The organism is Pseudoalteromonas sp. NH0006-46 (genome assembly GCF_057547735.1).
On sequence record NZ_BAAJML010000001.1, the window covers coordinates 358,744 to 384,276 of the forward strand.

The window sequence follows — 25,533 nt, forward strand, 5'->3', positions numbered from 1 at the left end:
ATTGGCTGGGTAAATGATAGGTAGGTTAAACCTCCTGTAACAAATGACAAGAGGCTTTATTATTAGCCTACTTAGATTGGCGCTTGTCGAGTAAGTAACGTACGGCCATTCTTGCAACGCCCGCTCCAATACCTGAGACGACTGCCCATGTTACGGCTTCTTTGATCTCTGTATTTTCACTTGGCTTGTCTTTTGGGGCGGGCTCGTTGGTAACCTTTTCCCACGATTTTTGTAAAGTTTTCCTTGTTAACATACCAGCAGAAGCTGCGGCCAAGCCTATACCTATCGTCGTAATTAGTTGTTTATTACTCATAATGTTCTCCTTTTAATACATATCAATAGGGGTTATTTATGTTTAATTTTTAAAGTAAGAATATGAGTAACAGCAAGTTACATACCGAAAGGTGACAAAGCCCTAATTAAGCCGCTATTTTAAATATAAAACCATGAGGCTGAGCTTTGTATTCATTTTTAATTTGACTAACCACGAAGCGTTTTTAACACTTTTTTGGTTAATCTTTCATTGAGCGCCATGCAAATGTTGATGCGGCTATAACAATGGCAATGGCTATTCCTAGGTAAAGGGTTTCTATTGTGCCGCCAAATTCCACTGCATGTTCTAAAAATAATATAACGAGTACAACAGAGGTGACTTGTACGAGAGTTATTTTTAAATCATGAAAGTCCTTGATATTAAAAGCGGCTAAAAATTTACTTTCTTTTGATTTAGCAGGCGATATAAACAAGCGGTATAAGCTAATGGCTATAACTTGCAAGGTAATACCTATTAAAAGTAAATCGAGTATTTTAAGTAGTTCAACTATGAGGGCTTTACCTGCTTTGGCTGAGTCGGGCAGGTCGAGAATGGTTGAAACCACTATATTAAAAACAATATTAACGCATGAAACATAAACAAGGAGCGATGATACTGCTGCGGTGATAACCGCAATGACAACTAAAAAACGGCTAGTTTGAAATATATTTTCCATGTTGCTCAACTTCATAATTAGACTAAATTTATACGAAGCATAGTATATGTTAGATCCCTAAGTTACTATTTAAACAGAGTAATAAACTTGTGAACACTTTGAATTATTTAGCTCACCTTTATTTTGCAAAGCCAACGGCTGATTCCCACTTTGGAAATTTACTAGGCGATTTTGGCGGCCATAGGCATGTGGCACAGCTGTCAGAGCCTGTAAAAAATGCGTTAAATAATCACTATCTAGTTGATAAGTTCACAGATGCACACCCCGTTGTTAAAGAGGCTAAACAGTATTTTTCGCCAGCGCGAAGGCGCTTTGCAGGCGTGGTAATAGATGTGGTGTTTGATCACTTTTTAATTACGCATTGGCAGCAGTTTAGCGAGCAACCTTTGAGTGATTTTAAACGTAACAGTTTTGGGCTTTTAAATCAGCGGTTGGCGCACATGCCACCGCGTATGCAGCGCGTAGTTACTAGCATGACTAAAAACGATTGGTTTAAAGATTACGAAACTATTAATGGTGTGGGGACTGCGCTAGACAACATTGCTAATCGTATTCGCTTTGCCAACCAATTTGCTGGCGCTGCCCAAGATATAAAACGCCATTACTACCAGTTGGATGAGGCTTTTTTAGCGTTTTTTCCACAATTAATAACGCATGTAACAGAGTTTAATGCAGAGGAGATTTAAATCTTTGTTAGTAAATATTAGGCGACTTTTTTGCTAACGCGTTTAGTCTTCTGGGCCATTTAATGTGAATTTTAGGTGTTTGCGCATGTCTTTTAAAATAACGCCTTTTTTAAGCATGGCGCCGCTTAATCGTTTTTGCCATTTTAATATGTCGGGCTCTGCGGCATCAAGGGCTTGCTGGTTTTCAAACTGAAAGCACATAAGTAACGAGCCCGGAAATAAGTGATACTCCACGTCAAACCAACATTGCAGCATACCGGGTAGTTCAGCGCGGCCTTGCTCTTCTATTTTATCGGCAACGTTAAGCACAAGCGCTTGTTGTTTTTCTTGTACTTTAGATAGTTTTTTCATTCTAGTGTTCCACTTGAGGGCATAATAATAGCCAGATTGGGTCATTATACATCAGCTTTTAGTGCCCAACACCTTAAAGCTAAGTTAATAGTTATTTTCTAATAAACATAAGCTTAAACGCAGTAACTTTACTCGTCGCTTTTAGCATGGTTAACTTGGCGAGGGTTTTATAGCGTTTGGTTAAATATGCAAACATAAGAGTCAATTTATTACGCCCAGTTTGTGTATAACAATAATAATTGCAGTCACTAAAGTGTTATTAATTAATAACTAAGTGACGTGATGATGCAAGTGATACGTACAAGTAGGCTTGCAGTTTAATAGGCGCAAGATGCTATTTTTAAGATTTAAAAAGGAAGTTGTGTTGTGAAAAATACGGTTGTTTTACTTTTAGGTATGTGGATTTTAAGTGGGTGTACGACTAACAACAACATTGAGTTTCCTGTTGTTGAAAACAACGTTGCTTATTCTAAAGTGGCGTCGCTCGGTTTTGTAAATGCTAACGAAAAAATACACTATGGCAGTGACGAATCACAATTTGCATTACTTTGGCGAGCCACGCATGCTGAACAAACTAAATCAAAGCCGTTGGTGGTATTACTGCATGGTGGTTGTTGGTTAAGTGCATACGACATAAAACATACTTATGCGTTAAGCACGGGCTTGGCACAGGCAGGGTTTAATGTATGGTCGGTGGAATATCGCCGAAGCGGCAAAAGCGGTGGCGGTTGGCCAGTTACATTTAACGATATAAAAGCCGGTATTTTAGCATCAAGTACTTACAATAGTGGTGAGTTTAAACTTAATAATGCTGTTGTTGTGGGGCACTCGGCTGGTGGGCATTTAGCGTTACTTGCGGGTGGGAAAATAAGTGAATTAAAAGGCGTAATTGGCCTTGCTCCCATTACCGATATTAAAGCCTACGCGACAGGTACTAATAGTTGTCAAAAAGTAACTAAAGATTTTATGCAAGGTATGCCAAACGATAAGCCCGAACAATACACTCAGGCCAACCCAAGCGAGCAACCCTTGCATGCGCAAAGCATAATTTTACAAGGTGCGAATGACAGCATTGTCCCGGCGTATAAGTTAGAGCAACTTAATCGGCCGGTAGATTTACTCAAAGGGGTGGGGCATTTTGATTGGATACACCCAGGTTCTGCTGCTTTTAGCACGTTAGTTGAACATTTAAACGGAATAGATAAATGAATTTTGATGATATTGTAGCGCTTGATAAAGCCGATGTACTTGCAAGCAAGCGTGATGAATTTGATTTACCCGCAAATACTATTTATTTAGACGGTAATTCGCTAGGAGCTTTACCCAAAGCGGTTAAAACCAGAGTAGCGGCAGTAGTGAGCGATCAGTGGGGGAGTCATTTAATTAGAAGCTGGAACGATCACCAATGGATTGATTTACCTACGCAGGTTGGCGAAAAAATAGCGCCCATAGTTGGTGCCGAAAAAGGCCAGATAATTTGTTGTGATTCGATTTCAATAAATTTATTTAAGCTTTTGAGCAGCGCGCTTATGTTAAACACGGGCCGTAGTAAAGTGTTATCAACGCAAGATAATTTTCCGACCGATTTATACATGGTGCAAGGCTTAAGCGACTTATTAGGCACTGATTTATGTCAATTAAAACTAGTTGAAGAGCAATGTATTGAGCAAAACTTAACTGACGACATCGCTGTATTGTTACTTACCCAAGTTAACTTTAGAACCGGTAAGCTTTTAAATATGCAAAAGCTAACAAAGCTCGCCCAGCAAAAAGGTATTTTAGTGATATGGGATTTAGCGCACAGTGCAGGTGCATTGCCGGTTGAGTTGGATAAATGCAACGTTGATTTTGCAGTCGGCTGTGGCTACAAATATTTAAATGGTGGCCCAGGGTCACCCGCCTTTTTATATGTTGCCAAGCGCCACCAAAGTACAGTTAAACAGCCATTAAGCGGTTGGATGGGGCATGCAAAACCATTTGCATTTAATGCCCATTACGAGCGGCCAGAAAGTATTAATCAGTATTTATGTGGTACGCCAAGTGTTATTGCTATGAGTGCGTTAGATGCTGCGCTTGATGTATGGGAAAACGTTAAAATAAGCGATGTGAGGGCTAAGTCGATTGCTTTAGCCGATATGTTTATTACCCTTGTGCAGTCGCATGCTAGCTTGGTTGATTTGCGCTTATGCTCTACTGAGGATTCCATCCAGCGTGGAAGCCAATTGGCTTTTTCGCATAACCAGGCATTCGCTATTTGCCAAGCATTAATAGAAAAAGGCGTTATAGCTGACTTTAGAGCGCCTAACATTTTACGGTTTGGTTTTACGCCTTTATATACCTCATTTGAAGATGTATGGAACGCAGTGAATATTTTAGTTGATGTAGTAACAACAAAGCTATACGCCGAGCCAAGGTTTAACTTACCGGGCAAAGTAACTTGATAAAGTTGGCCAATTGCTTTGGTTTATTTTGCTTAAGCAATTGGCCTTTAGCTGTACTTACAAGCTTGTTATTAACTACTGAAACTTAAAGTTTTTCATTGTATGTTGTAGGGTTGCAGTATTAAGTCGCATTTCATTAAAAATTACTTCTTGCTTACGTGCGGCTTCAACTTCGTGATTTGCGTATTCAAATACGCTTGCAGCATCCACTGCTATATTCGACGCAACTGCCGACTGTTGTTCTGCGGCTGATGATACGTTCATGGCTAAGTTTTCGAGTACTTTACTTTGTGCATGTACTTGCTCAGACACTGTCCTTGCTTGATCAAATCGCTCTAAAGTGGCTTTTGATAATTTAGAACTTACTACAATTGAGCTTACCACTTGCTCGCTAATGGTTTGTAATTCACCTAGTAAGGTCGAAATTTTTTCTGATGATTCTTTACTGTTTCCAGCAAGGCTTCTTACCTCGTCAGCAACAACGGCAAATCCTCGGCCGTGCTCGCCGGCTCTAGCGGCTTCAATTGCGGCGTTTAGTGCAAGTAAATTGGTTTGTTCAGCTATGTTACTAATTGAGTCTAAAATGGACGATATGCTGGCTACCTGCTGATCCATTTTACTCACTACTTCCTCTACATTTGACATGCCTGTAGCAAGCTCACTAATAGAGCTTTGGCTCAGTTTGTTATCTTCAATTAATAGGGTTGCTTGTTTGTTTAATTCGTCACTCGAGCTGAGTGTTTCAGAGGCTGAGCCTGCTATTTCGCGGCTTGTTGCGGCCATTTCTTCTATTGCGGTGGCTATATTACTCGCCATGGCCAATGTTTTGTTTGAATCATCAAGTACTGTTTTGGTTGCATTGCTCATATCATCGCTGAGTTTTGAGCCTGAATTGATGGAATGGTCGAGCCCCAATAACAGGTCTTTAAAAGCGAAAATAGTATTGTGAATGGCATTTGATATTTCGCCGAGTTCATCTTTACTTTTAAGCCTTATGTCTATTGTTAGGTCGCCTTTTTCGGCTTTAAGTAATAGTGACGTTAGCTGGCTCAACTCTTTTTTGAGGGTACTTAATAAATGAAAGTTTAGGTACGCTATGATAGCTAACGTAACTAAAAAGTAGGCAATAGTGAGTGTAAGCGTTGTATCGGCCGCTTCTTTTAATTCAAGGCCATCTTTATCAACCGTATTCCATTGGGTGTCTAGTAATTGTTTAATTTGAGTTATTTGCTGTGTTGCCATAGGAAACCACTCCGACGCTGCCGGCAAAGTCTTAAAGTTTGGGGAGTTTGTGCTGAGTAATGTATTTGTTATTGCATTAATTTTACGTGAGTCATCGCTTTGTATAATACTGTTAAAGCTTTGCAATTGTTGGCCTTGTAAGTTAGCTATTAAGTATTGATTGAGCAAATCTATTTCTGAATTGTATAAGGCAATATTTTGCTGCGTAACACTCGTTAATTGCTTTTTAGCTAGAGTGCCGTTTATTTTCCCTCGGTTTTGACCTAAGCGCTCTTTATAGTGAGCGAGTAAAAAAGCAATATTGAGATCTTTAGATAACACAGGGTGCTTTATTTGGCTGCTCAGGTTTGCCGCTACATCAAGTGAAATTTGGTTTAGTTTACTGTAAAACGCGAATGCACCAGGGGCTGCTTTATTATCAACTTGAGTGCGTAATGCCGCTTTTTCAGCATTGAGATCAAAAAGAATACTTAAATTTTTAGAGACCTTTGTAGAATTTTTAGTGAGTTGAGCACTTACCGACTTTAAATGCTGTATTGAAGCATCTGCTTTTTGGCGTTGCGCGAGCACTTTGTTTTTTGCTGCGTCTGAGCCACTTCCTAAAAATCCTGCTGTTAAACCGCGCTCTACAGCATGATTATGTGCCACTTTTTCAAGCGCATCGAGAAGGCTAATTAACGTTATATCTTGCTGTAGTGTTTGCGACTCTTGCCATTTATTTGTGATGTTTTGTATTAAAAGTATAAAAATAAAAACCATTAATATTATTGAGGTCAGCAAAGAGAGTTGAATAATAGATAGTCGCCCAAGTAAGCGATTCATAAGGTCAGTCCTATAGTGTATTTATCTCAGTATTTTGGCTAAGCAATGGTTGAGTAAGTAAACGGCTATTAGCTATTTAATACATAAAGCGTAGTGTAGTTTTTAATAAATTCACTTGAGTAAGCGAGTTAATTTGATGAACAACGTTGTTTGTGATGTATTTAACAGTGCTTTGTTTACAAACTATTGCAATTTTGTAAGCATTTTGGTGGTGGTTACCTTGTTATTGTTTTGTTTAAGTTGAGATAATCGTGGTGAACCAATTTAACGGACTAATTAAAATGAATAAATTTATACTTACCCCGCTTGCTATTACACTTTCTTTAACGCTTAGCGCATGTGGTGGCTCTTCATCAGAGAGTAGCTCTGGCAGCTCGTCAAGCGGTGGCAGCACAGTTCAACTTCAAACTATTGCCTTACAAACATTAACACGCGAATGCGGGGCTGATTCTGCGTATCAAGCAGATGTTGTTTTTCATAGTGATGATGGCGATGCTATCGGTTCTGTTAAAACCGATGCAGAAGGTAAATTTTCAGGTGAGTTACCCTCAGGTACAAAACATGTATCAGTACTAGGTGATGTGTTTGATGAAGAAGACGGCGGTTATAAGCAAATTATCACTGAGCTTGATATTGAAAATAGAACTAATTTAGGCACCTTTTATTTTAATGACTTCACAGGTGATTGTGGATGTACTGAATATAGTGTTGATACAACAGCGCTAAGCACGATTTCGTCTGATTACACAATATATCAATCACAAGGTAATGAAGTTTCAGGGTCTGTAAATATTTGCCCGAATGATAACAAGCTTTATTTAACGGCGCTTTCTAGGTACTCAGTTGATGCGAAAGCTGCCGTTATTGATATACCGGTAAACTCATCAGTTATTACTCTCACGGATGAAGACTTTATTCACGACGGTGTTGAAGTTCCAGTTCAATTAGATTTTGATGCTGATTATGCTAGTACTCGAGGTTACATAGAAGCTGATAATACGTATAGGTTTGTTCAATATAGTGGCTCTGATATATCAAGCACGCTTTTTGTATTCCCAACAGTGACTGAGCATAATTTTTATGTGCAGCTTGATTTTATGTCAGACCTTATGAATGTAGAGGGTGTTGACATTGAGATTCAAAGCTATGCCCGAAGCGCAATAGACAGAAATGGTGATTATCAGCTGACCACGCTTCCGAGCGTTACTGATGATTTAGGGTTTAGTTTACTTCAATTTACTGAAAACAGTGATTCAAGCTTTGACTTTGGTAATGTTGACAACCGATTTGCTCGCACAATATGGGGTTACAGCTTTTTAGTTGATGATGCAGCAGAAAGCCGATTTGATTGGACAATAAAAGCGGGCATAAGTGGTCAAATTCCAGATCTGTCTTTTGGTAGTGTATTCCCTGAACCTACCAACGAGGTTATTTTAGAAGAGTTAACGGTATTACTTTATGGCTATGCTGGAAATGCAACCGATGCAAACAGTTATACAAAACTTTTAGATACGATTTCTGAAGGTGGGCATTTAACTAAGCCAGAGTTTAGTAACTACGTGTATACATTTGTAAGTGCTGAAATATATTAGGCTTTGCGTTTGGTTACTTTTATAAGGCCACACTTGTGGCCTTTTGCTTTTTAAATTTACTCACACTAAATTTTACCTACCAATACTTCCTTCTTCCTGCTCTTTTTTACTGCATCAATAACAATAAAAGAGCGCCTACTTTAGTTAAATTAAACTTATTATTAATAAAATGTAAAAACTGATTGTTTAAATTTAGCAATAATAAATTATTTCAAAGTAATCTAGACTGTAAATCACTCAATTGGCAAGCATATGCGGTGTTACTGAGTTTACATAACAACAGATAATTTTAGAGGAATTTATTATGAAGTATGAAGGGTATAAAACGTTCACAACATCGCAAGATGAGGGCGTACTCACCGTAACATTCGATTATGGAACAGTAAATGTGCAAGGGTTCACCATGCTTGCAGAGCTCAACAGCTTAGCTATGAGATTGGAGCGTGACCGCAGTACAAAAGTGGTTGTGTTTCAATCTGCAAATCCAGAGATTTGGGTTTGCCACTATGACACTGAGTTACTTAAAGATATGTCTCAAGAAGCGTTGTCACGCGATGATGTTAAGTTACTTGACTTGCAATCTGTTTGTGAGCGCATTAGTAAAGTACCTCAAGCAACTATTGCAAAACTAGAAGGGTTTGCACGCGGGGGCGGCCATGAACTTGCACTTGCTATGGATATGCGTTTTGCAGCTCGTGGTAAATTTAAGTTTATGCAAATGGAAGTGGGTATGGGGATTTTACCTTGTGGCGGTGGTGCATCACGTATGGCACGCCAAGCAGGGTTAGGTAGAGCACTTGAAATTATATTAAGTGCACGTGACTTTGATGCTGATGAAGCGCAAGCATATGGCACAATTAACAAAGCTCTAGAGCCAGATGAAATTAGCCCTTATGTTGATACCCTAGCAAAGCGAATTGCACAATTTCCTGCAGAATCAATTAACGCATGTAAGCAAGCTGTTTATGAATCAATAGATAAACCAATTGATGAAGCACTTAAGGCTGAGGCGTACTGGCTATATCAAGCAACTAGCAAAACACCAGCAATTAAGCGTTTTGCGGCCGCGGATGAACAAGGCTTAGAGCACGACATTGAAAACCAACGTAACTGGAATGAGTTAGTGATGAAGGTCCAGGAGATAAAGTAATAACTCATACAGTCAAATTGATTAAAGTCATACTTAATTACAATAGATAGGAGTTAGTATGTTAGGCGAAGATCATTCACTTATTAATGAATTTCCATCATATAAAGAAAAAATTATCGCGTTAAGTTCGACTAATGCGGAGTTTGGAAACGATGCAAAGCGCTATCATGAGCTTGATAAAGAAATTAGAACACTTGAGCTAGATAATGCGCCCATTGGCGATGAGGCTTTACATAAATTAAAGCAAGAGCATGCAATATTAAAAGATGCGTTATATTGCCAATTGTTGAAAGCTTAATAGTGAGTTATGAATAAACACACTATTAATACCTTAGCTGAGTATTAAATGAGTGTGGAACTGTATAATGAGCAGCCTTATGGCTGCTTATTTGTATTGGGTATAATTAAAGTACGTATTAGTTTACTGTGTGTTTTCCCAATATGGGATTTCACCATAATGCTTTATAAAAAAGTCTATAAACGCACGCACTTTTGGCGCAAGCAATCGAGAGCTTGGATATACCGCCCAAATGGCAGGGTTTGAATCCATGGGGTAGTCTTTTAATATTTGAACTAGGGTCCCTTGTGCTAATGCTTGGTGAACACACCATATTGATGAGATGGTAATGCCGGCTCCATCAATGCATGCATCTCTTATTGACTCTCCATTATCAATACGAATATTGCCTTTAACTTTAATTTTTTCAATGCCGTTTGCTGTTTTAAAATTCCAATGATCGATACCAATTAAGTTAATACAATTGTGGTTAAGAAGGTCGTGTGGTGTTTTAGGTTCTCCGTGTTCTGCTATGTAGCCTGGTGAGGCGCATATAATTCTATGGTCGCGGGCTAACTTCCTGGCTACGAGGGTTGAATCGTTAAGCTCGGCATTTCTGATAGCGATATCAAAACCACCTTCTACCATGTCTACAATACTATCACTTTGTCTTAAATCCACTTTAAGCTCAGGGTGCTGATCAACAAAAGCTTTAAGTGCGGGCACTATATGCATACGACCAAATGAGGAAGGGGCTGCAACACGAATCGTGCCTTGGGGGGTAAAAGAGCCTGCGCCTACAGCTGCTTTTGCACTATTTATAGCATTTAATATTTCTTCGGCGTGAGGTAAAAATTCACGGCCTTCCTCTGTTAATGATACTCGTCGTGTAGTGCGATGAATAAGTTTTACACCAAGCGATTCCTCAAGCTTAATAATATGCATGCTGGCGACCGGCGGCGACAGACCTAGTTCAGCGCCTGCTGAACTAATATTGTGTGTAGAGGCAACACGAACGAATAACTTGAGGTGTTCATTGTTCATTATTAAAGCCTATTATTAATGAAATTTTAAAACTGATTATTCATTTCAGTGTATTATCATATATATGGTTTGTAAATATACTCTATGCACAAACTAAATAAGGGGGTTACCATGAAAGCGATGATTATTAATGAGTTTGGCGCAAGTGATGTATTTAAAGCTGCAGATATTGCTAAACCAGTTGTAAAAGAAGGCCATGTAGTCGTTAAAGTAATGGCTACGAGTGTAAACACGGTTGATATGATGATTCGTCAAATGGGTGACGCATTAGCTCCCTTATCGCCAGCATTACCGGGTGTATTAGGTATGGATTTTGCCGGTGTTATTGATGAAGTTGGCGATGGGGTAACCGGATTTGCTGTAGGCGATGAGGTATACGGTTGCGCTGGTGGGTTGGCAGAGTTACAAGGCGCGTTAGCAGAATATATGCTGGCCGATATTAAGTTAATAGCACACAAACCCAAAACATTGTCTATGCGCGAAGCGGCAGCTATTCCTTTAGTAGGTATTACGGCTTATGAGGGCTTAATGCGCGCTTCAGTAAAGCCCGGTCAAAAAGTGTTAGTGCACGGTGGATCTGGTGGCGTTGGGCATATTGCTTTGCAGTTAGCTAAGTATTTTGGTGCTGACGTATTTGCGACAGGTGGTGGCGATAAGCAATCAGCACTAATCGAAAAACTAGGTGGCACTGCCATTAATTATAAAACGCAGAGTGTTGCCGATTATGTTAAGGCACACACTCAGGACGCGGGTTTTGATGTTGTTTACGATTCAATTGGTGGTGCAAACCTACTAAAATCGTTTGATGCTGCTGCCTTAAATGGTCATGTTGCTACTACGGTATCGTTGGCAGAAATAGATTTAACTCCTGCTCATTTTAAAGGGCTGTCGTTACATGTTGTATTTATGCTTATACCTATGCTGCACAAACATAAACGCCAGCAGCATGGTGAAATATTAGCTAAGCTTGCAACAATTATTGATGAAGGGCACCTTATGCCTGTGTTAGATAATATTGAATTTAACCTTGAGGATGCCGGTAAAGCGCATGATCGCCTTGCGAGTGGTGAAGGTATGGGAAAAGTGGTTATTTCACTATAAATTGTCGTGTTGATTTTAACCGAGCACTTATTAAATGTGCTCGTTTTTTTTGATTATTTATCGGTAAAATCACTCTATAAAGATTTACGGTTGAATAGCCGTAAATTCAATTGAGATCTATTTGTTTCGATAAAAATAATGTAGTTAAGTCTGTTATTTTTATCAGAGCTTCTTTATCTGCATGGGTCCATGATATTTTCGACCCAATACTTTCGCAGCAAATCACGCCTAGTGCTTTATTATCTTTAAAATAAATGTAGTCAAGTAGTGAGTAAATATTGTATGGCTCAAAATAGCTTTTGGTAAAGCCTTTTGTAACTTCGTGATTTCTTGCATCGGGGGCATCAAGTATTTGGTGGCTTAGTATGTAGTTAAAGTAATCTGGGTAGTCTTTTGCTGTTAATACTGAGTCAAGAATGACTTCATCGTTCTCATCAAGGCACATTAAGCAATTTATCTCAGAGTATTCTTCATTAAACAACCATAAGCTGACTCTGTTGGCCGCAGGTATTAATCTTTTTAGTTCACTGCATGTTTGTTTGAGTTTGTGTTCTCTTTTAATGCTCGGATCACTAATTTTTATTGCTAAGTCTTTTAGGTTTTCATTGTTTGGGTTGTAAACATTAAGCAAGCTGTTCAAGCTATCTTTATTAAACGGCTTAGTTAAATAACCGTCCATGCCAATATTTAGGTAATGCTCAATATCTTGTTTCATTGTGTTGGCAGTCATGGCTATTATAGGTATTGATTTGCCTTTGTCTTGCGTTCTTATGGCCTTAGTTGCTTCAACCCCATCCATTACTGGCATCTGAATATCCATAAAAATTAAATCAACGTGGTTGGTAATAAAGTAATCAACGCACTCTTTACCGTTTTCACTAAAAACCACTTTTGCATTATGTGCTTGTAACATTTTACTGACGACGATTTGATTTATTTTATTGTCTTCCGCCACTAAAATAGTACAGCCTTGTAAATTAGTTACTTCTTTGTTTTTCTTTAATAAACTGTCTAATATCGATGCTTCAAAACTTTGTTGGTAAATAAATGTAGAGCCTTCTTTTTCTTTACTGGTAAAACTGATTTTGCCATTCATTAAATGACTTAATCTATTACAAATGGAAAGGCCTAACCCTGTACCACCAAATTTACGAGAGGTAGATGAGTCAGCTTGATGAAATTCTTTAAATAAGTTTGCTTGTGCTGCTTTGTTTATGCCTATACCAGTGTCTATAACTTCAAATACTATGTTCTGTGTATTTAAAGAATGACCTTTTAGATTGATTATTAAATCAACGTGTCCAGCTTGAGTAAATTTAATTGCATTTGAGCATAGGTTATTTAATATTTGCGATATTCTTAGTGGGTCACCTTTTAATGTTTTAGCCACTTTTTTATCTATTGATACATTAAACTTTATACCTTTATCAGAGGCTTGTTTTTTTAGTGGCTCAATTACGCCATAAACAACGTCTTTAAGGTTGAAGTCGATATGCTCAATGTCTAACTTTCCGGCTTCTATTTTTGAAAAGTCTAAAATATCATTCACTATATTGGATAAAATATTGGCTGAGTTTAGAATGCTTTTTAGCGCAATATCTTTTTCATTATTACTGCTATCAGATAAGCCAAATTCGGCTAAGTTTAAAATACCATGAAGTGGGGTTCTTAGCTCATGCGACATATTAGCTAAAAATTTACCTTTTAAATCATTAGATGTATCTGCTTCAGTTTTTAGTTTTTCAAGCTCTTGATTATGAACTTTTTGCTGTTCTAATGCTTTACTTAGCTCTCTATTTTTTAGCCTTAACTCTAACTGGGCTATTACCTCTTTACCTAAAATAGTTAATGCGCTTATTTGCTTTTTGGTTAGTTTTTTGGGTTTATCACTAATTACACATAAAGTACCAATTGTACTGCCATGCGGTGTGATAAGGGGCGCGCCTGCATAAAAGCGAATGTTGGGATCGTTGGTTACTAAAGGGTTGTCGTGAAAGCGCTCATCAAGTAATGCATTTTGTATTTCAAATACTTGGTCTTGCAAAATAGCATGAGAGCAAAACGCTATATCACGCTCTGTTTCACTAGCATCAATACCGTACTTTGATTTAAACCACTGTCTTTGCGGATCGACAAGGCTTATAAGTGATATTGGTGTATCACATATATCTGAAGCTAGCTGAGTTAAATCATCAAATACTTTTTCTGCATCGGTATCTAATATTTCATACTCATATAAGGCTTTTAATCGAGACTGCTCATCTTCAGGAATTCGTGCTTTTTGCATAGTAATACCTAATGTTTATATAGCGTTACTATAGAAGTAAATTAGTAGTAATAGCAACTTTTAGCTGCAGATTACAAAAATAGATAAATACCTGTTAGCTTTATTATAGACAGCCTGCAATTAACAAGAAGTTATTGATTCATATTAAGTTAAATATAATAAGTTGAATAGTAATTTATAAATTATGACAAATTTAATGGCTCACTGTCAGTGACTAAAATGGTAAGCGCATCACCTTTTAAAATTAAAACAACCAACTATATCTTGTTTATTTTAATGGGTTTTAAATATCATAACGTGTTTTATTAGTTTGTTTGCAGCTTTGGTGAAACACTTTATTGAGTAGCTCAAGCTGTGAAACCTACTTTAAATTTTCAATTAGCGTGAGCTTTTTTTTAAAATTTAATTTTAGATGAAGGTAGCGAGCTAATGTTGCAATTAGCACCAGGGTTCCGATACAAATTTGCGTAAGCCATATTGTTGAGTGGTTGTACATTAAAACGCTCACGGCCGCTGTGATGCAAAGTGCAGCCCACAAAATGGAACAGCCTATAAGGTTTAAACGCCAATAGTTTATTTGATTAATAAGCTGCTGCTTTTTAAAAAGTAGCAAAGCATTAACATCTAAGGTATTGGATTTAATAAGTTTTTTACGTTTTAGAAATGCCCATATTGAAAACCCAATTGGTAACGGAGTTAAAATTGCGTATAACACTTGCTCAGGAGTACTAGTTGCTTCAAAAATTAATGCATAGATACAAAATAAGCTAACAAATGTGCCTGCGACTAAGTCGAACCATGCTTTGATTGATTGTTTTTTTCTTGCCGATGTAATTTGGCTAAGTAGTGCGGCAGTATCCAGTTTTGGAGTAGCATTTTTATAGTCTTTTTGCCATTGTTCTAATAGTGGATCCATAATTATTATTGCTCCATTAGCTTTTGAAGTTGCACACGTGCGCGGCTAGCGCGCTTGGCGACGTTCGCTTCGTTTATACCTAGCGTATGTGCTATTTCGGCTTGGTTAAAACCTTCTAATTGAAGAGAAATAACTTGCCTAAATTTTAATGGTAGCCGTCTCATCGCTGTCATTAAATCATACGTGTTATCGCTGTGTTGGTGAGAGTCAGTACTAACCAAGTCAAGTAAAGGGTCGCTTAAATTATGACGATCTTGGCGACGTGTTTCTTTTAAAACATGATCGACGGCACGGTTGTGTGCGACCTTGGCAATAAAGGTCTTCATACTTGAATCGCCTCTAAAGTTTTCTACTGAATGCCAAACAGCTAATGATATATCTTGCAGTAGGTCCTCTCTAAGTGCTTGGTCTGCTTCATGTGTTGCAGCAATACGCGCCATTAAAGGTGCGTATTGCAGTAGTACCTCATGAATATGATCCTTTTTACTCACTATGCTTCCTTGTGTTTTATGAATATATTGCTGTAAGCAATATAGCTTATACACATGAGTATAGGACCCGTAATAATTGCACTTAATAAAAAAGTGTAAGGAGCTAATAATAGGCTTAAGAAAGAAATCAGCGCAATTAAACACATTGGTTTAAACGCATAGAAAAAAGCATTGAGGCTACTTTTTAATGCTTGCAGTACATTTTTATCACCTAGTAAAACACAATAGCTTGCAAAGCTGACTGGCAGTGTAACAGGAATAATCGACGCAAAAATAATACCCAGTTGCCATTGAGACACTTCAGTAGGCTGCGAAAACAAAAGTAAATTGATGCCATCATTTCCTAGTAAAAGCTTTGCTACAAATAACTGAATAAAAAAAGCAGATGCTAAAATTGCTGAAAGCGGAATCATACTTAGCCAGTTTTTAGCTTTAAAAATCGACTTTAATGAAAATACTTTTTGAGTGGCCAAGTGATGAATTACTATTACAGCGCTACTGCCTACAAAAGTGGCGACCCATTTAGAGGCTAGCATGCCATAAGGGGCGGGTAGTATTTGAAAAATACCTTCAATAATTAAAGGAAGCAGTAAAAATAAAAAAAGCTTTACAGGTGCGCGTTTAAATAGTGAAAAACCGTCTTGAAACCATTTATTAGCTTTACTAGCGGGTAAATTATGTAGTGAGCTTACTGTTAATGTACTCATTGTTACTCTCCTTTTGATTGTTATGTTATTAGTCGATAACAATGAGAATAACCTGACATTTTATTTTTCATTAAAGTAAAAAATATTTTTAAACATAAAAATAAATTTAGATTAGCTCGCACCACAAGCAGGGTGTAAATCAAGTACCTCAGTAACTACTTGACCGAATAAAGCTTGTTCTTGCTCAGATAAATTAATAGTTGGGTCAAACTTCATGGTGTCGGCGGGTTGTGAAGTAATTATTTCTGAAAAAGTCATGGCTGTTAATACATTGCCTGCGTAAGAGGCATGGTTACCATCATCCATATGTAGTTTTGCATTTGGCATTAACACTAAAAACCTGTTCCAAACAAGGCCAATGGGAGCCACGCAGCTAGGTTGTTTAGCGCTTATTGATAAGTGTAAGTCGTATACACGCAGGCCCTCTTCAGGGTTGCCTCTTTGTGGATGTTCTGGGAATAAAATAGGTGTAATGTTGTGTGTTTTGGCTGATGAAATTAAATGCTCAGCGGCATCGGTAGAGTACGTTGTTAAACCAGACTGAGAGTATTTTTGGCCTTGAAAAATAGCATGGCTTAGGTTGTTGTTTTTAAGCTTGTCTACATTTGCCCTAATACTCACAATATTATCTAAAAAAGGTCCCGATACGGTGGTTGTATGAACTGATTTATCTGGGTATTGGTTTTCGATTATATGCTCAATGATCCGCCCTAACTGACTGCTGTGACTATTGCCATAAATAATAATGTTGTAATTATCTTCGGTAGTGTTTTGCGTAATTGGAGTAAGACTTACACTTGTATTTGATTGCGGAACTTTGGTATTACTGCTGCCTGAGCCACAGGCTGATAAAAATATTAAAGAAAAAAACCAAAATTGTTTAGGGTATTTAAAATTCAGCATGCCAATTTGTACCAATAATAAGAACTATTTACTGATATTAGTAGGTCGATTCATATGCCGCAAGTTCTTGCACGGTTCAAATATCTTAGTGATATTTTGTTTTATGATTTAAACAAAAAGCCCAGCAAAAATGCTGGGCTGAGGTATTTACGTAATAAACGCATTATTGCGTTAATTCACCAGTAGATGACTCGATGTGTGCTCTTACAAACCATTGAAACTGCTCAAGGTCAGCAAGTTGGCTTACTAGCATATCTTCAGATACTGGATCTAAATCTGATACCGTTTCGATGGCTTTACGGTGATCGGCATTAATGCCGTTGTACACCTTATCTAACGCGCCTAAATGCTCGGTAACAAGTCCTTTACCTAGTGAATATTCGTTCCATGTACGACGGTCTACAATTGACTTAGGTGTACCTACTGGTACGCCGCCTAAAGTGGCAATACGCTCGGCTATTGTATCTGTCATTTCACGCACAGCTTCAACCTGCGGGTCTAGCATTTCATGTACACCTATAAAATTAGGGCCAACAACATTCCAATGAATATGTTTTAGTGTTAATTGAAGGTCTATAAGTGCAACCATACGGTTTTCTAGGGCTGCGATAGTTTTATCAGCTGATTCATTACTCATACCTGGTGCAGTAAATTTAGCTTGCTTATTTGTGTTACTCATAACTTCTCCTACTTAACTATTTAATATTTTTATGTAGATCCTTTACATAATAAATACGTGATAATTATATAAAGCAATCAATATGCCGGAAGTTAAATTTAATAAAGTTATTTAAATTCAATGGTTTGTATTTTGTTTTTTTTGATTTTTTTTTAACAGTATGAGGTGGTTATGAAAAGTCTGCATTTTTTTGTAAAATTTGCAGACCAAACAGATTTGTTGAAACTAAACTAAAATATTTTTAACGGGTGTATTCATGTGCCTTTAATAACTCAAGCGGTATTACTTCAAGCGACATCTTATTTGTGGCCTCCAGTATTACTGGCGGCGCAAGGTTTGCTTGTTGCGCATGAAGCCACCTTATCGCGCATAAACACCACTTATCACCCGCTTTTAAGCCTTTAAAATCGTAAAGTGGATTGGGCGTTATTAGGTCATTACCTTGTGACTTCGAAAACTGTAAAAATTCCTCGGTCATAACTGCACACACACTATGATTACCGCGATCAGAATCCGGTACATAGCAAAAACCCTCGCGAGTATACCCGCCATTTCCGCAACATAACTGTAACCGCGTATCGAGAACGTTAAATTGGTTTGCCATTAGGTGCCTTAAGTGACTGTGTTTAATAAAATAACAATAACCTTATCAGGCACTAAAAAGTATAGCTACTAAAGTAAGGATGTTTGATTACAACTTTTTAAGAAATCGAGATACTTTAATGGAGAGTAGGGTGGAAAAGTATGATTTGTGCCACAAGATAGATTAACTAGATTGTGGCACAAGTTAAGTTAAAGTTTGTTTATTATTCGTATTTTCTGGCTTTTTTAGTTTTGATTACTGCAATGTATGCATGCCAGCTTGCGTAGCTAAGTAGTGGCATAATTACAATAAACCCAACAGCACCAGTTACAAACCCAAGCGCAACCAGCAGAAAAATACATATTGACCAAACAACCATCGGCGCAAAGTTATTTTTCACGGCGTTAATAGATGAAACTATAGCTGTCATTATGTCCACACGTCTTTCCATCATTATTTGTGGTGTGAAAGCCGATACAGAGAAAACAGACACAAGTAAAACCCCACCTGCAATTGTCCCGAGCGTTAAAAATGCTGACAGTTCTTCAAATGTTGGGTTAGCGTAGTTAGGGTACAAAGCGTGAACAAGAGCGGCAATGCGCATCCATGCTATCATTATTACAAGTAATAATATTGCAAAGCCCCATTCACCAACAGGATTTCTAAACATTGATTTTAGTGAATGTTTTAACGTTGGTTTGTGACCTTTTTCAAGTTCCCATGCTACGTCGTATAGGCCAGCTGCAAAAGCGGGTCCAATTAATACAAACGCAACGGTGGCGGGTAATATTACAAATACGCTTTGTGCAAAAAATGCAGAGTAAATAATAGCAGCAGGAATAATACTAAACACTAGGCCATAAATCACAGTGAGTAATGGTGCGCTGGTCATATCTTTAAACGCAAGTGCCAACCAATGAAAAGCAGCGAACGTATCTACTTTGTTGCATTCTATACAGCGGGCAAATTCGGTATTTTTATCAATTGTTTTTGTTGTAGGCATAAGTGGAGCTCCTCTATAAAGCCTCTATTTAGGTTTAGGTCATAAATGCTTTATTTACAAATATTAAACATAGATACGGAGCTAAAATTAAAATTGTTCACTAAATAAACGCTGTATATTTATTAGTCGCGGGTATTTCATAATAAAAATTGCACAAGGGGATTACGCAAATCAATATTAATAAGGTGCTACTTTACCTGCGGCAGGTTAAGTAGCTAAAGAATATTCAGCCCAAACTTATTGCTAAATACTTTATTTCATCACCACTTATTTGTGGTAAAAAATAAATGTCATTGTATTTAAAATACTGCTGAGAATTTATAGTAATAGGCTCAGCTGAGGTTGGTAACTCATCATAAATTTGTCCCAAACTGTAATCGTAAGCATTGCCTATTTTAATTGCTTTGTTGCGCTGTATTATTGGTTTATCAACGACTTTATAGCCTCCTCTATCAGCAATATAGTAAACATTTTGATAAGTATAATACGTGGATTTGTGGTGCTTAATACGCGAATAATGCCTTGGAAGCTTTTTAATTCGTAGCCCATGAGGTGGCATTACAGTATGGTAGCCTTTTTTAGCTTTTCGGTAATAAATACCGTCATTAAAACTAAACGAAATTCCATTAAACCAGATAGAAGTACTTTTTCTAGGTAAGTGCCTTATATATTTATTTTCTTTGTAATAGCGTGGTTTATATCTATTAGTTAGGTAGTTATATTTATGGTTGTCGTAACGTAAGTGTTTACGCTTGTCTTGCTTCTTTTTTTGTTTGTTTTTTTCTTTTTTGCGGTCTTGACGCTTTTCTTTTTTTTGCTCTATTCGTAGCGTTTTTTCATAGCGGCGTTCATCGCGCTTATATTCAATGCGTTTAGGATTTTCGCGCTTATAGTTTATATGGTTTTCTCGCTCGTTGGGTGCTGAAATAGCTGGGCTTGAAAGCGCGCCAATGGCAATTATGCCCGGTAGTAAAAAGGAAAGTTTCATAGTGTGCCTCGTTTATGTTGTTACATAACTAGACTTAATATTACCCCTTGAAACTGAACATTAACTGACCTACTTACTTTTTGGCGTTCCCTTTACAATGCTTTACGTAGACCACACAGTTTCTTACCGTTTATTACAATTTTAAACAGGGCGCTTTAAATAATAATGCGTATGCGATGATAAAGAGAATAGGATAAATTTAAAGGCTGGCTTTTTGAGCCAAACTATTAAAATTTAGATGATTTTAATAGTTTGTTCGTTATTGTTTAGCTGTGGTTAACTAATCTCATCAAGTAAATGCATTACGCGTTCGCTGGCAGCTTCCATTTTATGAATATGCTTAATTGCAGATTCTTTATCGCCATTTTGAATAGAGCGCAGAGCCGCAACACCATTTTTATGCACTTCACTATGTGGGTTTTCTAATTGTTTAAACGCATTGGTGTGTTTAAATTCAGCAGATTGTTCTGAACTATACCACTGACCTAATCGGCACATTGTGTGATCGCTAAAGTCATTAATCGATTTATTACTTTGGCCATTTGCAACAGCATATACGTCACCTTTCCACACAACATGGTCAAGTTTAACGGTTTGTATAAATGACAAGGTCGCTGCTTGAGATATTGTGTTTTTCATATTGTTGCAAAAATCAATAATTGAAGTGTAATCGGTATTGAGTGCATCAAAATTGTCACTTAAGTGCGAACTATTTTCTTTAATACCTTCCACAGAGACCACTGTTTCGTCTGTTTTATTGATTATTTCTTTTACAAGGTCAGCTACTTCTTGCGCCGATTTATTTGTGTTTGTTGCCAATACTCTTACTTCGTCTGCTACAACGCTAAAGCCTCGACCTGCTTCACCAGCTCGTGCAGCTTCAATAGCAGCATTTAGTGCTAGTAAATTGGTTTGATCAGATATTTTACTAATGGTCGAAACAAACGTGCTAATTTTTCCAGCCATGCTGGCTAAGCCTGAAATGTTTTCAGTCATGCTACCCATTTTGTTTGTCATTAAATCCATTTCTTTAACAATATGATTGAGTGAACTATTTGATTTTTCGAGCAGGGTATTAATTTTATCGCTTACTTTGTTTTCTTCATCAATTTTGGTGTAAGAGCCCAGTACGGTTTGTCTTATTTCATCAATTTGATTAACACCATTAATTGAACTCGATAGTAAAGAGTGAGTGAAACTATGATCTTCATTACTATTAGGGTTGTTAAGCTCTTCAATGAGTGATGTATTTTCACTAATTAACGATGTATTTTTATTGCGTAAACTCTCAATTTCTTTTTTTAGTTGGTCATTTTCGTTTTTCAATATCGAGTAGGTTGAACTTAAAACAAACATATTTAGACCTTGATTTTTAAATAATAATTTACATTTAGTTATCATTATAGAGGTAAAATTTTATTGAGCCTATATTTATCATCACTGTTTTCCTTAAATAAGCCCATACGGTGAAAAATGTTCTGTTAGTTTTCATCGTGTATCATTAAATTCAAAATTCTTGTTCAAAGGCTGCTTTTATAAAGTCCGTAAAAATGTGACTAGGTCGGCTTGTTCTTGCTTGGTTAAATTAAGCTTAATAAGCAGGTTGGTGGTTTTAGGGAAATGCGGGTCGTTTAGTTGGTTTTTCCGTGGCTTTGGTCTAGCCCCACCATGGTTATACATACTCACAATGCCTGCTAAATCTTCAAATAAGCCATTGTGCATCCACGGAAATGTTTGCATTAAGCCTAGTAAAGAGGGGGTTCTAAATTGCCCTATGTGATCAGGGTTATTTGTGGCATCAAAGCGGCCTTTATCTTCAAAGTGTCGACCATAGTAATGCAGCCCAGTGCCATGAAATTGATTGTCACTCAGTAGTGCACCGTTATGGCAGGTCATGCATTTAGCTTTAGTTCTAAATAGGTGCAGGCCATTTAGCTCACTATCGCTTAAGCTACTAATTGCGTGTTGTGGGTTTTTATTAAGCTGCGTTAAAAACGTTTTATAGCGACTATTTGGCGCGGCTAATGTTCGCTCAAACGCAACTAAGGCTTTTGCCATTTGCTTTGAAGTTAGGGTATTACTGTTAAAAGCACTTTGAATAAATACATTGTAGCTTTTATCTTTATTTACCCGCGCTAAGGCTACTTGGGGGTCTAGGTCCATTTCAATTGGATTTGCTATGGGCATAAGTGCTTGCTGCTCTGCAGTATTTGCGCGGCCATCCCAAAAAAAGCTTTGCCATTGATCAATACCAAAAATAGCAGGGGTGTTACGTGTGCCTATTTGCTCATCAATACCCACTGCGGTTGTGCGGCCATCATGAAAGCCTTTATCACGCTCATGGCAGGTAGCGCAGCTAACGGTATTATTACGCGAGAGCTGTACATCATGAAAAAGCTTGTCACCTAAAGCAACATGCTCATGTTTTGGCGATGCTACAGGCAAAAGCGACATGGGCTCAACGCTTCTGCCATCACTAGTTTGAATAGTAGGCCAATGTGCTTGGCCTTTGCTATACAAAGCACGCAAGCCTTCATTGTTTAAAGCTTTAGAATCAGCTGTAAATAATAACACAGCAAGGGCTACAAAAATAACTTTAATCATATTTGTAGCTCAATTCTAACCAAAATACTCGACCAGGCTCAATACCTGATGCGCCCTCTGCAACTGTATATGTTCTCTTATTTAATAAATTGGAAATATCAGCTCGTAACTCTAAGGTTTGGCTATTGGTCAGTTTATGTTTGTATTTTAAACTTAGGTTTAGCATTGTCCTGGCACGTATAGTCTGTTCCTGGTAAACATCAAATAGAGTGGAAACAACTGGGCAGCTAGCACAGACATCCCCTATATCAATACTTTCGCTCCCTCCTGTACTTACAGCTGTATCGTAGCTACCTGAATATGAGATATTTAATCCAGTGCTAAATGAATCGACCCAATCTACGTTCCAGCCAAAGGCTGCTGTGATAGGTGATCCAAAATTAGTTCGTATCTGAGATAGTTGACTTAATGTGACCAGTGAACCTTCATCTTTTGCATTAACATAGTAAACGAGTTCATCAAGAGGGGTGTTATCTACGGTTGCATTATAATTGTCATTTGATACTTCGTTCTCGGCATACGACGTATTTGCCCATACAGAATGGGCACCAAATTGTGCGCTCCATGCTAGTGAAATACGTTCTGAACTTCCCGTTCCTTCGTTACTAATATCAATATAAGTGTACCCATCAAGATCGGTTTCGTCTGAAGTCGTGCGAGAAAACTGCTGATGTTTTTTACGCTTTACGTATTTTAAAGAAATATTACCCATTGTTTCAAATGCGTGAGCGATACCCAGTGCAAACTCATCATCGTAAGGGGTATCCACGTCATTAAATCGATATTTAAAGCTGCCAGTGTAATTTGAATTTAACCAGCTTTGTAAGTAGCCACTTTCGATAGGCCTATATTGTAGATAAGAAAATTTTTGTTGTTCTTTAATTTTATAACTGATAATGGCAGAGTCGTAATATCGGTTTAGGCCGCCACTGATAATGGTTTTTTGATTATCAAATACGTCGTACCCTATTGAAATTCGCGGTGCTACATCATGGTTTTGCAAAAAGTCATCATAGCTGTAGCGCATGCCTAAATTTACATCAAGTTTACCGTACTTGATGTGGTCGGTAATGTAGAGTGCATTGCGATTTAAATTTACATCTATGTATTCAGCAGGGCTAACAGTTCGGCCATTAAAAAATTGCGCAGTAGTAGTTATATTATTACTGTATGCGGTGACGTGCTCCGAGTTGTTAAAGTCAATCTCCCCACCTAATTGCTCAGCTAATTCTTCTATAGGGATGAGAGTTTCAAGTGCCTGACAATCAAGTGAATAACCACTGCAATTAAGGGGTGTAGTAGCACTAGACCATATAACAGGCGAACTGTAGTTATAGCCATCTTGAAAACGCTCACGCTCTATTTGCTGATATTTAATTTCTGCACCAGCCACAACAGAGTGCGTTAATCCTAAAAATTTAAAAGTTTCTAGGTTAAATGTATTTTTCCAATTGGTGGTGAATTGGCGGTTATCTAACGCCCCATAACCACCTTGGCGTGAAAAGCGTTCGTCTGCATCGCCTTGGTTAGCGTATTGTCCCCAGTCTTTTCCTTTTGTTTGTAGCCAATTATAAAAATGCGCTGGGCCGTCACGGCTACTATCACTTATGTTTAAGCTTAAATTACTTGCCCATGTTACATATTTAAAATCTTGCTTTAATTGTATTGCGCTACCATAAGCGCCACCTTCTAACTGATAATCACTATCAAGTGCATCAGTAATAAAACCATTCACCTCATAGGGAGAATAGATCATACTTATCGTAAAATTATCAACCCAGCCGTTCTTATAACCATATTTAAATATAGCGTTAATGTTACGGCGGCTTTGGGTTTTTGTTTGCCCCAGTGATAAGTCACTTATATCACTATTAAGGTAATTTAAACTAAACATTACACCGTGGCGTTTATTAAGTTGTTTTTTACCGCTCAATGAATAGCTTATTTTTTCGTATACTGGAGCCTCTAATTCAGCTTCATCTGTACTGCTTTGCTCAGTTTCATCGTCGGCTTGAATATAATGATAATCAGCCCAATCACTGTGATTACCGCGTACAGTAAAGCTAAAACTATCTTTGCCAAATGTTTCTTTTGTTTTGGTATCAACAACACCGCCAGAAAAACCACCAAATTCAGCCGGAATATTATGATCGTACACAGTGATTGATTCGACTACATCAGAGTTCACATTCATACTTTGCACACCGCCTGACACATCATTGCTTGATGATGTTAAGCGGCTACTACTGGCGGGATCAATACGATTATTGTAGTTCATACCATCAAGTGAAAAACCTGTTTGCCAAGGCTGGGCACCTGAGATGGATATTTCTGGAGCACTGATCTCTGCTAGGCTTTCAATGCTGAACGCCTCATTGCTTAATTGTACGCCTGGTAAAAGTGCAATTAGCTCATTTATGTCGCCATTTCCTTTGGCTGTTACATCAATAAAACTGCGGTCTAAATACGAACGACCAATAACTTCAGGAACTTCTATCCCTATAAATTGGCCTTTGACTTCAATGTGTTCGATAGCTTCACATAAACTTTTTTTTTCATCAGTGAGTGTGCTGCAATCTTCAGGTGGGGGAGGAGTCTGTTTTTGCTCGGTCGCACCATATGAATTATGGGCAAGCAAAAACAGACACGCATAAATATAACGTGTCTGCATTTTTTT

At 37.8% G+C, this 25,533-nt stretch carries 24 protein-coding genes; 7 read left to right on the top strand and 17 right to left on the bottom strand.

Features of this window, described 5'->3' with window-relative positions; all coding sequences use genetic code 11:
- Positions 1-67: 67 nt before the first annotated feature.
- Both AC27I2_RS01625 and AC27I2_RS01630 read right to left on the bottom strand, forming a co-directional pair.
- Positions 68-313, bottom strand: coding sequence for a DUF4235 domain-containing protein (locus tag AC27I2_RS01625; RefSeq protein ID WP_058403152.1), 246 nt, complete (start codon positions 311-313; stop codon positions 68-70).
- Positions 314-512: 199 nt separating this feature from the next.
- Positions 513-989, bottom strand: a complete 477-nt coding sequence (locus AC27I2_RS01630; RefSeq protein WP_138527838.1) for a YqhA family protein — start codon at positions 987-989, stop codon at positions 513-515.
- Between the two features lie 98 nt (positions 990-1,087).
- Here AC27I2_RS01630 and AC27I2_RS01635 point away from each other — a divergent pair, with 98 nt between their 5' ends.
- Positions 1,088-1,675 (top strand): acyl carrier protein phosphodiesterase, encoded by a 588-nt coding sequence (locus tag AC27I2_RS01635; protein WP_487203598.1) that lies wholly within the window; start codon positions 1,088-1,090, stop codon positions 1,673-1,675.
- Between the two features lie 42 nt (positions 1,676-1,717).
- Here the strand turns inward: AC27I2_RS01635 and AC27I2_RS01640 are convergent, their stop codons facing one another.
- Positions 1,718-2,026, bottom strand: coding sequence for a hypothetical protein (locus AC27I2_RS01640; protein WP_487203341.1), 309 nt, complete (start codon positions 2,024-2,026; stop codon positions 1,718-1,720).
- 366 nt (positions 2,027-2,392) lie between these two features.
- Between AC27I2_RS01640 and AC27I2_RS01645 the strand changes: the two genes are divergently transcribed.
- Positions 2,393-3,235, top strand: coding sequence for an alpha/beta hydrolase family protein (locus AC27I2_RS01645; RefSeq protein ID WP_487203342.1), 843 nt, complete (start codon positions 2,393-2,395; stop codon positions 3,233-3,235).
- On the top strand, positions 3,232-4,467 hold the full coding sequence (gene kynU, locus AC27I2_RS01650; RefSeq protein WP_487203343.1) for a kynureninase: 1,236 nt from the start codon (positions 3,232-3,234) through the stop codon (positions 4,465-4,467). The genes AC27I2_RS01645 and kynU overlap by 4 nt, the downstream gene beginning before the upstream one ends.
- A 75-nt stretch (positions 4,468-4,542) precedes the next feature.
- Here the strand turns inward: kynU and AC27I2_RS01655 are convergent, their stop codons facing one another.
- Positions 4,543-6,531 carry a methyl-accepting chemotaxis protein gene (locus AC27I2_RS01655; RefSeq protein WP_487203344.1) on the bottom strand — a complete coding sequence of 663 codons (1,989 nt, stop codon included), beginning with the start codon at positions 6,529-6,531 and terminating at the stop codon, positions 4,543-4,545.
- A 281-nt stretch (positions 6,532-6,812) separates the two neighbouring features.
- Here AC27I2_RS01655 and AC27I2_RS01660 point away from each other — a divergent pair, with 281 nt between their 5' ends.
- The 3 genes from AC27I2_RS01660 (at position 6,813) to AC27I2_RS01670 (ending at position 9,571) form a co-directional block, all read left to right on the top strand.
- Positions 6,813-8,123, top strand: a complete 1,311-nt coding sequence (locus AC27I2_RS01660; protein ID WP_487203345.1) for a hypothetical protein — start codon at positions 6,813-6,815, stop codon at positions 8,121-8,123.
- Between the two features lie 304 nt (positions 8,124-8,427).
- Positions 8,428-9,273 (top strand): enoyl-CoA hydratase/isomerase family protein, encoded by an 846-nt coding sequence (locus AC27I2_RS01665; RefSeq protein ID WP_487203346.1) that lies wholly within the window; start codon positions 8,428-8,430, stop codon positions 9,271-9,273.
- Between the two features lie 58 nt (positions 9,274-9,331).
- Positions 9,332-9,571: an HP1242/YdcH family protein gene (locus AC27I2_RS01670; RefSeq protein ID WP_487203347.1), complete on the top strand. Its 240-nt coding sequence runs from the start codon at positions 9,332-9,334 to the stop codon at positions 9,569-9,571.
- Positions 9,572-9,694: 123 nt separating this feature from the next.
- On the opposite strand, the gene AC27I2_RS01675 is transcribed toward AC27I2_RS01670, so the two are convergent.
- Positions 9,695-10,594: a LysR family transcriptional regulator gene (locus AC27I2_RS01675; protein ID WP_487203348.1), complete on the bottom strand. Its 900-nt coding sequence runs from the start codon at positions 10,592-10,594 to the stop codon at positions 9,695-9,697.
- 111 nt (positions 10,595-10,705) lie between these two features.
- Between AC27I2_RS01675 and AC27I2_RS01680 the strand changes: the two genes are divergently transcribed.
- Positions 10,706-11,695, top strand: coding sequence for a zinc-dependent alcohol dehydrogenase family protein (locus AC27I2_RS01680; RefSeq protein WP_487203349.1), 990 nt, complete (start codon positions 10,706-10,708; stop codon positions 11,693-11,695).
- A gap of 106 nt (positions 11,696-11,801) precedes the next feature.
- Here the strand turns inward: AC27I2_RS01680 and AC27I2_RS01685 are convergent, their stop codons facing one another.
- From AC27I2_RS01685 to AC27I2_RS01740, 12 genes are all read right to left on the bottom strand, one after another.
- On the bottom strand, positions 11,802-13,982 hold the full coding sequence (locus tag AC27I2_RS01685) for a GAF domain-containing hybrid sensor histidine kinase/response regulator (protein WP_487203350.1): 2,181 nt from the start codon (positions 13,980-13,982) through the stop codon (positions 11,802-11,804).
- A 361-nt stretch (positions 13,983-14,343) separates the two neighbouring features.
- A complete protein-coding gene (locus AC27I2_RS01690; protein ID WP_487203351.1) occupies positions 14,344-14,898 on the bottom strand; it encodes a hypothetical protein in 555 nt (184 codons plus the stop codon).
- 5 nt (positions 14,899-14,903) lie between these two features.
- Entirely contained in the window at positions 14,904-15,389 is a 486-nt protein-coding gene (locus AC27I2_RS01695; RefSeq protein WP_487203352.1) for an RNA polymerase sigma factor, read from the bottom strand.
- Positions 15,389-16,096, bottom strand: coding sequence for a hypothetical protein (locus AC27I2_RS01700; RefSeq protein WP_487203353.1), 708 nt, complete (start codon positions 16,094-16,096; stop codon positions 15,389-15,391). The genes AC27I2_RS01695 and AC27I2_RS01700 overlap by 1 nt, the downstream gene beginning before the upstream one ends.
- Positions 16,097-16,207: 111 nt before the next feature.
- A complete protein-coding gene (locus AC27I2_RS01705) occupies positions 16,208-16,999 on the bottom strand; it encodes a hypothetical protein (protein ID WP_219421404.1) in 792 nt (263 codons plus the stop codon).
- 163 nt (positions 17,000-17,162) lie between these two features.
- Positions 17,163-17,678 carry a DNA starvation/stationary phase protection protein Dps gene (gene dps / locus AC27I2_RS01710; RefSeq protein WP_058403135.1) on the bottom strand — a complete coding sequence of 172 codons (516 nt, stop codon included), beginning with the start codon at positions 17,676-17,678 and terminating at the stop codon, positions 17,163-17,165.
- Between the two features lie 241 nt (positions 17,679-17,919).
- A complete protein-coding gene (locus AC27I2_RS01715; RefSeq protein ID WP_487203354.1) occupies positions 17,920-18,282 on the bottom strand; it encodes a DUF2237 family protein in 363 nt (120 codons plus the stop codon).
- Between the two features lie 202 nt (positions 18,283-18,484).
- Positions 18,485-19,264, bottom strand: coding sequence for a DUF2189 domain-containing protein (locus tag AC27I2_RS01720; RefSeq protein WP_058403133.1), 780 nt, complete (start codon positions 19,262-19,264; stop codon positions 18,485-18,487).
- Positions 19,265-19,490: 226 nt separating this feature from the next.
- The gene (locus AC27I2_RS01725; RefSeq protein WP_487203355.1) at positions 19,491-20,252 is read right to left on the bottom strand and encodes a DUF6515 family protein; all 762 of its coding nucleotides are present in this window, start codon (positions 20,250-20,252) and stop codon (positions 19,491-19,493) included.
- A 276-nt stretch (positions 20,253-20,528) separates the two neighbouring features.
- Entirely contained in the window at positions 20,529-21,608 is a 1,080-nt protein-coding gene (locus tag AC27I2_RS01730) for a methyl-accepting chemotaxis protein (RefSeq protein WP_487203356.1), read from the bottom strand.
- A gap of 177 nt (positions 21,609-21,785) precedes the next feature.
- Positions 21,786-22,856, bottom strand: a complete 1,071-nt coding sequence (locus AC27I2_RS01735; RefSeq protein WP_487203357.1) for a cytochrome-c peroxidase — start codon at positions 22,854-22,856, stop codon at positions 21,786-21,788.
- Positions 22,849-25,527 (bottom strand): TonB-dependent receptor, encoded by a 2,679-nt coding sequence (locus AC27I2_RS01740; protein ID WP_487203358.1) that lies wholly within the window; start codon positions 25,525-25,527, stop codon positions 22,849-22,851. The genes AC27I2_RS01735 and AC27I2_RS01740 overlap by 8 nt, the downstream gene beginning before the upstream one ends.
- Positions 25,528-25,533 lie beyond the last annotated feature (6 nt).